The organism is Sessilibacter sp. MAH3, assembly GCF_054658275.1.
Genome location: NZ_BAAGIE010000001.1, coordinates 190449 through 202000, shown reverse-complemented (window position 1 = coordinate 202000; position 11552 = coordinate 190449). Strand labels below are relative to the sequence as shown.

10 protein-coding genes are annotated in these 11552 nt (G+C 42.3%); 4 read left to right on the top strand and 6 right to left on the bottom strand.

Annotated features, from left to right (window positions below):
• Positions 1 to 37: 37 nt before the first annotated feature.
• Positions 38 to 526, top strand: a complete 489-nt coding sequence (locus ACYQ2C_RS00800) for a hypothetical protein (protein WP_460048201.1) — start codon at positions 38 to 40, stop codon at positions 524 to 526.
• Positions 527 to 1413: 887 nt separating this feature from the next.
• Positions 1414 to 1818 carry an HU family DNA-binding protein gene (locus tag ACYQ2C_RS00795; protein ID WP_460048203.1) on the top strand — a complete coding sequence of 135 codons (405 nt, stop codon included), beginning with the start codon at positions 1414 to 1416 and terminating at the stop codon, positions 1816 to 1818.
• Between the two features lie 239 nt (positions 1819 to 2057).
• Here the strand turns inward: ACYQ2C_RS00795 and ACYQ2C_RS00790 are convergent, their stop codons facing one another.
• Positions 2058 to 2468, bottom strand: a complete 411-nt coding sequence (locus ACYQ2C_RS00790) for a hypothetical protein (RefSeq protein WP_460099067.1) — start codon at positions 2466 to 2468, stop codon at positions 2058 to 2060.
• Between the two features lie 611 nt (positions 2469 to 3079).
• Here ACYQ2C_RS00790 and ACYQ2C_RS00785 point away from each other — a divergent pair.
• Positions 3080 to 4507, top strand: coding sequence for an MFS transporter (locus ACYQ2C_RS00785; RefSeq protein ID WP_460099065.1), 1428 nt, complete (start codon positions 3080 to 3082; stop codon positions 4505 to 4507).
• Between the two features lie 127 nt (positions 4508 to 4634).
• Here ACYQ2C_RS00785 and ACYQ2C_RS00780 read toward each other — a convergent pair whose 3' ends face one another.
• A complete protein-coding gene (locus ACYQ2C_RS00780) occupies positions 4635 to 5279 on the bottom strand; it encodes a histidine phosphatase family protein (RefSeq protein ID WP_460048206.1) in 645 nt (214 codons plus the stop codon).
• Between the two features lie 100 nt (positions 5280 to 5379).
• Between ACYQ2C_RS00780 and ACYQ2C_RS00775 the strand changes: the two genes are divergently transcribed.
• The gene (locus ACYQ2C_RS00775) at positions 5380 to 5697 is read left to right on the top strand and encodes a hypothetical protein (RefSeq protein ID WP_460099061.1); all 318 of its coding nucleotides are present in this window, start codon (positions 5380 to 5382) and stop codon (positions 5695 to 5697) included.
• Here the strand turns inward: ACYQ2C_RS00775 and traF are convergent.
• The 4 genes from traF to cobA form a co-directional block, all read right to left on the bottom strand.
• Positions 5694 to 6989 carry a conjugal transfer protein TraF gene (traF, locus tag ACYQ2C_RS00770; RefSeq protein ID WP_460099059.1) on the bottom strand — a complete coding sequence of 432 codons (1296 nt, stop codon included), beginning with the start codon at positions 6987 to 6989 and terminating at the stop codon, positions 5694 to 5696. The genes ACYQ2C_RS00775 and traF overlap by 4 nt on opposite strands.
• A 506-nt stretch (positions 6990 to 7495) precedes the next feature.
• Positions 7496 to 7831, bottom strand: a complete 336-nt coding sequence (gene nirD, locus ACYQ2C_RS00765) for a nitrite reductase small subunit NirD (protein ID WP_460099056.1) — start codon at positions 7829 to 7831, stop codon at positions 7496 to 7498.
• An 84-nt stretch (positions 7832 to 7915) separates the two neighbouring features.
• Positions 7916 to 10459 carry a nitrite reductase large subunit NirB gene (gene nirB, locus ACYQ2C_RS00760; protein ID WP_460099053.1) on the bottom strand — a complete coding sequence of 848 codons (2544 nt, stop codon included), beginning with the start codon at positions 10457 to 10459 and terminating at the stop codon, positions 7916 to 7918.
• Positions 10460 to 10473: 14 nt separating this feature from the next.
• Positions 10474 to 11280, bottom strand: a complete 807-nt coding sequence (gene cobA / locus ACYQ2C_RS00755; RefSeq protein WP_460099050.1) for a uroporphyrinogen-III C-methyltransferase — start codon at positions 11278 to 11280, stop codon at positions 10474 to 10476.
• Positions 11281 to 11552 lie beyond the last annotated feature (272 nt).

The window sequence follows — 11552 nt, the reverse complement described above, 5'->3', positions numbered from 1 at the left end:
TACCGCACCTTTCAACAATTGTGCAGCAGGTTCAGCGATGTTATTTGCCTCTCCAGACTACTGGGATGATTACTCGGCGAGCGAATTGATTGAGCGAGTAACTCACTCCTATCAACTGTGTTTACAAAGCTTGCATCAGTCACAGCTCAATAATCCTGAATACCCATCGATCCGAAACCTAGTCAGTGCTTTTCGCGATATTAAAAATCACGTTCTATTCTGTGGTTTTCAGCACATATCGCCCTTACTGCAAGGTATCGATGACATTATTGATGAGCTTGAAAATCAAAGCATTCAACTAACGCCGAATCTCGCCGACCTGATTAACCTGAGCATTCAGCTTGTGGTCTTACGGTTAAAAATGAAAATTACTGCACCGCAAAATAATGCCTATGATCTTCAATTAGCAAATATCTGTGAGCATTTAACAAAAGTAATCACCGCTAAGGAGCATCAATTAGACGAACGTATTAAGGATGCCGTTAAACTGCTGTTAAAAACGCAATTTTTACCCGCATCTGTGTAACAATGATTCGCAGCCACTTTACGAACAACCCGCCCGAGTAGGGTAAAACTCTACAAAATAAGATTTATTTAACATTTTAGAGATGATTAGAAGCTGAGCTACGTTCTAAGCGCTCATTAATGATTATCCAACCTTCCCCTATGGGAACCACCTCATATCCCCACAACATATCCCCACAACTCAACAGTTAACGTTGCCCATTTGGAATTATTGAAGAATCTGGAAGTCAATTACCGTGAAGTCGAAATTAATTAGTTGAGACGGAAGTATGCGCAGCCCAACTGTAACGAAATTACTCACACAGCACGAAAATGAGCAAGCCCATCACTGCGCACAACATTTTTTGTTGCCATATCCTTGTTTTTCCGGTTAAAACTTCTCGAAAACCTATGTAGCTAGACATCAAACAACCAGAGGTGAACTTTCGTAAACGCTAGAAATGCAGTGCTTTGCGCAGTAGCAGCCCACGAACAGGATTGCGGCGGTGTAAAAATCCTAGCCATAACACAGCAAAGTATTGCCTGCTTAATGAGAAATGTGCGTTAAGTACTGCTGAGTTGCGATCTTTCGCAAGCCTTTATCGAATTCAACTCCTGAAAAACCGCTAAATTTTAGTCATTTTGGGTAAATATTTTTAATCAGGTCATGTCTGAGTAAATTCATCAACAAGAGTTGATGCAAACCACTATTTTTTTCAATAAAATAATTGCCGCACTCATTTTTATACTATATATAATGAGATATGAGCGCACTCGTGCGTCTCTGTGCATAGCTAAACGCAGCTTAAACCAGTATTCAAAAATACTCTCTATTTTCCGCCTTAACATTAACCGAGTTCGAATCGATCTCGTGTGGTGTTACTTATAATTAACAACAAGGAACCCTCTATGGCCGTTCGCAAGACACCTGCAAAAACAACCGCGCCTGCTGCTCCTGCCGCCGCTTCTGCTACCGCCGCGCAAGCAAAACGTGTAAAACCCATTGCTGAGCGTTACACCAAAACTCAAATCTTGACTCAGATTTCTGAAACCACTGAAATTCCAAAGAAACAAGTGCAAGCAGTTCTTGACGAATTGTCAGACATTATGGCTGGTCACTTGAAAAAGCGTGGCGGTTGTGGTGACTTCGTACTTCCAGGTCTTTTGAAAATCTCTACCGTAAAAAAACCAGCGAAAAAAGCTCGCAAAGGTGTTAACCCTTTCACGGGTGAAGAGACTACTTTCAAAGCAAAACCAGCCAGCATTCAGGTTAAAATCCGTCCATTGAAAAAATTAAAAGAGATGGCCGAATAAGCATCACGCGAACCGAATAGAAACCGTTCAATTTTTTTAACGGGTTCCAAACAAAAAAGCAGTGCTGAAATTCCCGCACTGCTTTTTTGTGCTTGTTTTTATAATCAGAAACCACGCTCTTTTCGATTTTAATAGTGAATCAGGTTTAGAGCTTCACAGACGTTACTAATACAACAGATAACCTTCTACCAAAGTAGCAATACGCCTTCCCAATTGACAAAAAGCCTATAAAAGTAGCATTAGCCTTCTGCAATGAGTTTTTTTAACGCAATCAACAGACTTTCATACTCGTCTTCACTCGTCTCTTTAAGTTCTATCACGGCTTTAATAATATCTTCGGTTCTATTTTTACGAACCTGATCTTTAATTTCATTAACCCCATTATGGAGTTTAAGTAGTTTCTCATAGGCCTCTTTAGCGTCTGAATTTAATGCCGAGGCATCTACTGTAGCCAATAAAAACTTAATAATTTGACTAAGCTGCGTACCATAGCTAAATCGCTGAAACACAGATTCCTCAATTTGTGCATCACCAGATTCAGACTTAATGTAGTCATTAAACCAGTTTGTTTTCGGTTCGATGTGCTGTGCAACCGAACCACTCCACGGAAAATGAGATTGCGGCGACCATATCCAAAGCCAAGGCACCATAGCTAAACCCTCCTAATAGTTCTTAACCAATAGTTCTTAACCAACAGTTCTTAAGATAACCACCGGAAATACACAATAGCGAACACGTATGAATAAATATGGGCTAGTTTTGAACGATTGTAAATTTCGAATTTTGATCATCCGCAACCATCAATGAATTAACGACAAAAGAAACTCACGCATAAATTACGCGGAATAAACATTGGTATTTGATCGACGTCTGCTAATAACTATTAGAGCCTCCGATTATCTCATTCATGATTTAATCAAGAAGCAGAAATTGGCAACGTGGTCTCCAATTTCTTCACAATTTCAATCACTTACTGTTGCAGAAATCAGCGACGCGTAATTGAGTCGCGAAAAACTCTGGATAATTCGAAAATGTTTCAACGGTGAGGTGGTTTCTTCGGCTCGACACCTCTAGCGGCAGCGTTCGTTAAATCCATAGCCTTTACAAATTTACTGTTGCAAAAAACTAGTTTGAATCTGGAAAGAAAAACATTATAGATAGCTATTAGAAGCCATAAGCTATTAGTGACAACAAATCGCTCACAGACGTAAAGAAGCGTCTTTGTTATACTGGCGACTGTATTTTTTGCGTTGGATTTATCGTGGTCAGTATTCAAGCCGAACAAACCCAAGAGTATTATCTTAATAACCGCCGCGCTCAACTCTTTGTGGTTTGCGTCATAAGTTTCGGCGCATTTATGGGTCCTATCACCCTAGCAACCGTAAATGTAGCATTGCCCACCATTGCCCACGCATTAAATGCCAAAGCGTCTCTAATCGGCTGGATTCCAACAATATTCTTGCTCGGCAGTATTTCGCTGATGCTGCCATTCAGCAAACTGGCCGACAACATTGGCCGGAAGAAAATTTACGTATCCGGAATGATCGTAAATACGTTGGGCACTATCGCAGCGACATTCGCTCAAGACATCTATTGGTTAATTGCGTGTCGATTTATACAAGGTATTGCCAGTGCAATGATTTTTGGCTGCTCCATGGCCATTCTCACCTCGGTATTTCCTCCCAAACAACGCGGATTACCCTTAGGCATAAATGCTTTTGCGTTATACGCAGGTTTAGCAACAGCACCCTTGCTCGGCGGCTGGGCAACGGAGTATCTAGGCTGGAGAAGTGTGTTTTGGGTACAGATTCCAGCGCTACTGATATTAATTATTGCGGCGTTACAGATTCGTGGCGAATGGAAAAATCCTAAACCCGGAAAATTCGATTGGAAAGGCACGGTAATATTTGGGTTTTGGACGCTAGGCCTGGTTGTTGGATTGTCGGGTTTACCCGATCCTGCACACATTGTTATTTTCATTGCCGGTATCGCAGCGCTAATTTGGTTTGCAACCCATGAAAGTAAGACAGAAAACCCCTTGGTTAGACTGTCTCTATTCAGTGAACATAAAAGCTTTACCATTGCCTTGATAGCGACCTTATTTATGTACGCTGCCGCCTACCCGGTTTCTATAATTACCAGCATGTATTTGCAATACATAAAAGACATGCCTCCGAGCCAAGCTGGTAACATTATGCTTTTACAGGCAATTGCTATGGCACCTTTAGCACCCATTGCCGGGAAGCTTTCCGATAAATTAAACGCCGGAGTTATTGCGGCAATTGGCTGTGCTATCGCTTGTCTTTCGTTCTTTGTGTATTCCAGCGTGGGAGAGTTGACCCCGGTAGTCATTGTCAGCGTCGCAATGCTTGGCTTAGGTGTCGGCTACGGTTTATTCACCACACCCAACAACAACATTGCCATGCATTCAATTCCGCAAAAAGAACTTGGGGCAGCAGCAGCATTATTAAATCTTGCCAGAACTACCGGCAATACCATCGGCATGGGTGTAGTAACCTTATTTATTACCTATTTTATTGGCTCGCAACCCATCACCGATAAACATCATCCAGAACTGTTGCTGACCGTCAATCTATCGATGAAAATGGCAGCGGTGTATTGCTTGATTACATTTTGCTTAATTTTGATTATTAAAATAAAGCAAAGACATCAACAACAAAAATTCTAAGTTTTTAACTCGAAATATCAACAAAAAAACTATTTTTTATAAAATTAACCGTAAAAAACTTTAAAATTACGTAACGCATTAAAGGCTTTTATTAAAAAATACGTTTACAAAAACAGATATCAAATTTTTAGCGCTCTAAAGCATCAATACGATTAAAGCCAGAAAATAACACCCGATCACCATTAGGCTGATGCGCGACCTTCAAACGAATTAAACCTGCGTAGGGAATTTCGAATACTCGAAATTGTGTAAACGATAAATTCAGTAACCAAAGCAACAAAATTCTCATAACCGCACCATGTTTAACCACTAATATATGCTGCCCTTTGTGCTCTTCAACTAACTGCAACCAAGCAAATTTGAGGCGATTTTGCACATCAACAATATGCTCACTGTTTGGCGGATAAAAATTTTCTGGATCGTGATAAAAACTTTCAACAAACTCAGGGTTTTGCAAATAGATGTCTTTAGTTAACTGACCTTCCCAATCGCCAAAACTCATTTCTCTAAAATCTTTTTGAATGTCCAACGGTAAATTCCATTGGTTGGATTTTAATTCGGCAAACTCTCGGCAACGGCGCAAAGGTGAGCTGACGATTTTATGCCAGGTCGGTTTACCATCGAATAGCAACGGCTCCAATGAGTTCGACATCTGTTGCCAGCCCAATGACGTAAGCGCAACATCCGTCGAACCCCGATAAATCTCACCACCTTCACATTGGCCATGACGCAAGATATCAATAACAGTGACATCATTCGTGTGCAACGGCATAATCCTCTCCAGAAATTTCATAACCTATTGATTATTAAAACTATTTAATCAATTACATAATAACTTAGTTTACATAACTAAAACTTTAAGAGGAAATCAAATGAACATTAAATTCGTAATCGCCATATTATTACTTACGGGCAGCAGCCTTTCTCAAGCATTTTGCGAGCAGAATAGAAACGAACTAAATGGACTTCTTGGCCTGGATTCCAATACAGGAACAATATACGCGACTATCACAAAGTCCAATAATCAATGCTCCTGTACGCAAGCGAGATTTTCTTCCACAGTCACACCCCATACTCAAGAAGCCTTGAGCATATTGCTATCAGCCAAACTAGCCGGTAAAACCGTTCGCATTGATTTTGCAGACCCAACTGACTGTAACACTGCCACCCGAGTTTATTTAGAAGATTAAAGTACCCAGCCAATTTGTAGAGCAGCGGATTGCGAATCGCTGCTTTGCGCGACGGCTATATCCAGCAAACAACTGCGCCAGCGGGTACCTAATCCCAGAGAAATCACAGTCTCACTGTTTTCAGAATTATTGATGTCTTGTCGCAAACCAGAGCGTAAATAGGTTTGACGAAACGCCCGCCATTGCACACCAAACGATAAATCCTGAGTTTTGATGTTATTGCCAACCGTATCAATAGGAATTACATCGACATCCAAGCCAACCAGCCAACGATTATTGCTGTAGCCAAGGCCCAATCTCGGTTTCACGCCAATATCGATGGTATTTCCCAAATCGGTATCTAGACTCTGCTCAAAAACGTCTTTTACCGCCAAGCCCAACTGCCAATTGCCAAATTGAGTAGCAAAGCCTAGATCTAAATTAAGCTGTCGCTGACTTTGCTCGGCTGTTGCTGTAACCACGTTGTTATTTTGTAAATCTAAAAACGCTTCTGAGGTGTAAAAAACAGAAAATTTAGGGGTAGCGCCAAGTGCAATATCTTGCCCCCAAACGGTAAAACGTTGCGCAAAGCTAACGCCAACCTCCACCGAGGCAACACCTAAAGCCGTTGCGGTACTGGTTAAATCATCTCGCGGGTCAATCAAATTACCGGTTGCATCAAACAATTCAGGGTGCGCTTGTCCACGTGAGCCATTACTGGCAATAAAGTCTAAACCTTCTGCATAGTCGTCAAGCAAACCTAAGTCCGTATCGGTGATATTCAATAAACCCGATCCGTAGGCTCGTCCTCCCACATAAAAGGCACCACCCTGCCCATCTCCGGGTTCGGAAATGACCAACCCGACAAAACCATCGGCGTTAACCCTGGCATCTTGAAGATCCGTTAACGAAGAATTTAATCGACCAATGCTGTCAACAACCGTCTGGGCGTTTTGCGCCGACTGAGTGGTATTGAAGTCTGAAACTGCCGACGAGATTTGATCAACCAATTCATCGTCTTCAATATCTTGAGCATCGAAAATAGAATCGCTGATCGATAAACTGCTTGCCGGAAAATACAAACGTCCATTGCCCGGTTTATCTTCATCGTAATCGTAATTAGCTAACAGTGCCGGATTATAAAAAGTTGCGTTACCCGCATCGGCTATAGCGACACCTGCCCCACCCAAAGCGAGTGTTTTAGGCTCGAAAATACCAAAACCTGCCGCGCTAGCAGGAAGTGTAACGGCGGCCAATGAAGCGGCTGCGGCTACAGTTAACAATGATTTGGTCTTTAAATGCGAAGACATCATAAAAAATTGCTCTGTGTAAACCAATGATTGATATCTACACGTTAGCAGAATTAGCCTTAACAAATATGAAACGCGGTTCAGTTTTGCATTTTTCTAACACTAAAAAACACGGACTTATAGATCAAAAAACCGATTAGCCTAGAGTTTTCAGTGACACAAAGATGTGTCGCCAACATCAAAAACGGCAAAGGATTGAGTTATGAATAGATTGGAAATCCCATTATTAAGTTCTGCTCTCTGAATAAGTCATCGATACGTTAATCAGCAGTTCCTAACATGTGAAAAACATCTCACAAAAAACAATTAATATCCGACTTTCAAATCGGTCATTCAAAACACAGAATTTACGGGTTTAATCAAACGGCGATAAATTAAAAAACGAGAAGTAATAACCGAAAACAATTGTGCAATAAAAAAAAGGTGGCTTTCGCCACCTGCATTCAAATTGAACAATTTTTAAAAATAAGTCACTAGAACTTACTTTGGAGAAAGCGGGCTAAAACCCTTTAGGCAACGGATTGAACTTCAATAACATCGCCATTTTTACGCACCGGATAAGTTTTTACAGAAACATCGGGTTTTTCAAGACACTCACCGGTAGCAAGATTGAAATGCTGTTTGTACAAAGGTGATGCAACAACCAAAGCATCGCCAATGGACCCGGTCATACCACGAGCCAAAACGTTGGCTTCGCCGATGGGATCGTAATTACTTACAGCAAAAAGCTCACTGGTTTTTTTAATTTTAAATACTGCCACCTGTTCTTCACCAATCAAAGCACAAAGCCCTGTTCCTGGTGTAAGATCGCTATCATTGCAGACGGTAATCCAATTATCAGACACTTTAAACGGCCTCATTATCATTTAAGATTTTTAATTTCTGCACTGTGATTAAATCAAAGGCGAATTAATCACAGGCTCTTTTAATTAATCGACGAGTTCGATCAAGGTAACTTTATTTTCACGCTCTTCTTTAGTAGCTGGTCGACGTTGACCACGCTCAAGAACAAACGCAAGGTTACTGTCTTTTTGGTCGGAATTAATAAAGTGATTGAAGCGCTTCAAACGCTCTGGTGACTCAAGTGTGGTTTTCCATTCACATTGATAGTTACCAATATTCGCGGCCATTTCTGCTTCTAATTCGGCGCCAATATTTAAAGCGTCATCAATTACGACTTTTTTCAGATAATCTAAGCCGCCTTGTAAATTCTCCAACCAAACCGAGGTACGTTGTAAACGATCGGCGGTGCGAATGTAGAACATCAAAAAGCGATCAATGTATTTAATCAGTGTTTCGGTGTCCAAATCGGTTGCAAATAAATCCGCATGACGAGGACGCATACCGCCATTGCCGCACACATACAAGTTCCAACCATTTTCGGTGGCAATAATACCCACGTCTTTACATTGCGCTTCGGCACATTCGCGTGTACAACCCGATACTGCGAATTTTAATTTGTGCGGTGAACGTAAACCCTTGTAGCGGTTTTCAATATCAATCGCCAAACCAACAGAGTCATCAACACCGTAGCGACACCAAGTACTTCCCACACAGGATTTAACGGTACGTACCGATTTACCATACGCATGACCGGTTTCAAAACCAGCGGCAACTAATTTTTCCCAAATTAACGGTAATTCATGCAATTGCGCGCCGAATAAATCGATACGCTGACCACCGGTAATTTTGGTGTATAGATTAAATTCTTTCGCGACTTCACCAATAACAATTAATTTCTCGGGCGTAATTTCACCACCGGCAATTCGAGGCACAACAGAATAGGTACCGTCTTTTTGCATGTTGCCTAAATAAATATCGTTGGTGTCTTGCAAGCCAATGTTGTCATCAGACAAAACGTAGTCATTCCAGAAAGACGCTAAAATCGAACCCACAGCAGGTTTACATATATCACAACCATGGCCTTTACCATGCTCTTCTAAAAGCTGATCAAAGGTTTTGATTTTCTTAACGCGAACAATATCGGCAAGCTCTTGGCGAGTATGGGCAAAATGCTCACAAATATCGGTATTCACTTCGTAACCCAACGACAGCAAGCTTGCATCTAAAACTTGTTTAGCCAAGGCCGCACAACCACCACAACCGGTTGATGCTTTGGTCATGGCTTTAATGGCCGCCATATCGGTAGCGCCACCGGCAACGGCTTGCTCAATTTGACCTTTGGTTACATCGTAACAAGAACAGATCACCGCGGTTTCAGGCAACGCATCTACGCCTAAACCAGAACTCGCAGAACCATCAATAGAAGGCAGAATTAACGCTTCTGGTGACTCCGGTAAATCCATATCGTTTAACACGAGCTGCAATAAATTACCGTAGGCTTCGACTTCACCAACCAGAACGGCACCGACTAATTTTTTGCGATCGGCAGATACAATTAAACGCTTATAAACTTGCTCAACGTCATCGGTATAGGTGTAGCTTAAAGAGCCGGGAGTTAAACCGTGCGCATCACCAATACTAGCAACGTCAACGCCCAACAATTTCAATTTGGTACTCATGTCGGCACCAACAAACTCATCGCTTTTACCGCAAATACTGCCCGCAGCCACTTTCGCCATGGAATAACCCGGCGCTACCAAACCGAAGATTTTACCGCCCCAAAGCGCACACTCACCAATAGCATAAATGTTGTTGTCGGAGGTTTTACATTGATTATCAACAACAATACCGCCACGCTCACCCACGGTAAGCTCTGCTTGTCGAGCCAAGGTATCTTCTGGACGAATACCGGCAGAGAATAAAATTAAATCGGTTTCTAAATGCGAACCGTCGGCAAAGTTCATGCGGTAGCGACAGTTTTCACCGGCAACGATTTCTGTGGTGGCTTTTTGCGTGTGAACAGAAACGCCTAGATCTTCGATTTTACGGCGCAACAAAGCACCGCCGCCCTCGTCTAACTGCACCGCCATCAGCCGTGGCGCGAATTCAACCACATGCGTCTCTAAGCCCAAACATTTCAAAGCATTGGCGGCTTCTAAGCCCAACAGACCACCACCAACAACCACACCCACTTTTGAACTCTGTGCGGATGCAGTGATTGCCTCTAAGTCTTCGATGGTACGGTAAACCAAACAATGTTCACCGTCGTTACCTGGTATTGGCGGCACAAACGGATAAGAACCCGTTGCCAAAATCAACGTATCGTAGCTTTCTTCACGTCCGCTTGCGGTAACCACTTTTTTAGCCGCGCGGTCGATCTCAACCACCTTTTCATTTAAAACGTATTTCACACCCTTTTCGTCGTAGTAACCTTCGCTGGTTAACATCAACTGTTCGGCAGAGGCGCCAGAGAAATAGCTACTCAATTGTACGCGGTCGTATGCCAAACGAGGTTCAGCAGAAAAAGTCACCACTTCAAAATTATTTGCCTCAGGTGCGCCAATAATTGTATCGATGAACTTGTGTCCAACCATACCGTTACCGACCACGACAACACGCTGTTTTGCCATAGTTTTTCTCCGACTTAATAGACTAATTGGTGAGAATTAATATTTTTTTGAGTAAGTGAAGACAGCTCGTTCATAAACGAAACCACTTCACCTACATAAATCAGTGCTGGCGCCTTAACCTGATGGCTATTGATAAGCGCTTCTAACGTTTCTAGAGTTCCTTGAAAGACACGCTGGCGATGGGTACAACCGTTTTCTACAACTGCAACCGGCATTGCACCCGACATACCCGAATTCATTAATTGCTCGGTAATCAGTGCTGGACGTGCAGAACCCATGTAAAAAACAAGCGTATTGTTACTGGCTGCCAATGCCGACCAATCCACCGCCAACAATTCTTTAGAATCTTCCGAGCGGGCGTGAGCCGTCACAAAGGTACAGCCTTGGCTTAAACCACGGTGTGTTAACGGAATACCCGCCGAAGCACTGCAACCAACGGCTGCGGTAATTCCGGGAATGACATCGGTGCTAACACCGTGAGCCGCAAGCGCAAGAACTTCTTCACCACCGCGACCAAACACAAACGGATCGCCGCCTTTTAAACGCACCACGCGCTGGCCTGTTAAAGCGGCTTTAGCAAGTTGGTTGCAGATTTCTTGCTGAGAAAAGCTATGCTCTCCACAACGCTTACCCACATAGATTTTTTCAGCAGACGACGGAAACAAAGCTCGAATCTCATCACTGATGAGTGCGTCATAAAAAATCACTTGCGCAGACGTGATCAAACGCAAGGCTTTTACCGTCAATAAATCCGGATCACCGGGACCGGCGCCAACAATAGATACTCGCGGATTTTGAGCTGCTGTCGAATCAAATGGCATGGATAATTCCACCTTAAAAACCGTTGACACCTGCTAGCCAAGCAACAACCCGATCAAAAAAAGACCGGAATTATTTTGTACTAGAGACCTAGCAACCTACAAGCCAATAACACAACAACAATCAAAAAAATAAAAACCTATTTATTTTCAATCAGTTATAAACAAAAAAAACTCATAGTCACAAAATAAAACATTCTCCCATCGATTATTAAGCACTGTTTAAATACACAAAAATCAAATATTAATATTATTGCACCACAAAATATCATTTT

Coding starts and splice junctions, on each gene's coding strand:
- ACYQ2C_RS00795 (WP_460048203.1), top strand. CDS start 1,414: ATGGCCGTTCGCAAGACACCTGCAAAAACAACCGCGCCTGCTGCTCCT.
- nirB (WP_460099053.1), bottom strand. CDS start 10,459: ATGGCAAAACAGCGTGTTGTCGTGGTCGGTAACGGTATGGTTGGACAC.
- ACYQ2C_RS00790 (WP_460099067.1), bottom strand. CDS start 2,468: ATGGTGCCTTGGCTTTGGATATGGTCGCCGCAATCTCATTTTCCGTGG.
- ACYQ2C_RS00800 (WP_460048201.1), top strand. CDS start 38: ATGTTATTTGCCTCTCCAGACTACTGGGATGATTACTCGGCGAGCGAA.
- traF (WP_460099059.1), bottom strand. CDS start 6,989: ATGATGTCTTCGCATTTAAAGACCAAATCATTGTTAACTGTAGCCGCA.
- cobA (WP_460099050.1), bottom strand. CDS start 11,280: ATGCCATTTGATTCGACAGCAGCTCAAAATCCGCGAGTATCTATTGTT.
- ACYQ2C_RS00780 (WP_460048206.1), bottom strand. CDS start 5,279: ATGCCGTTGCACACGAATGATGTCACTGTTATTGATATCTTGCGTCAT.
- ACYQ2C_RS00775 (WP_460099061.1), top strand. CDS start 5,380: ATGAACATTAAATTCGTAATCGCCATATTATTACTTACGGGCAGCAGC.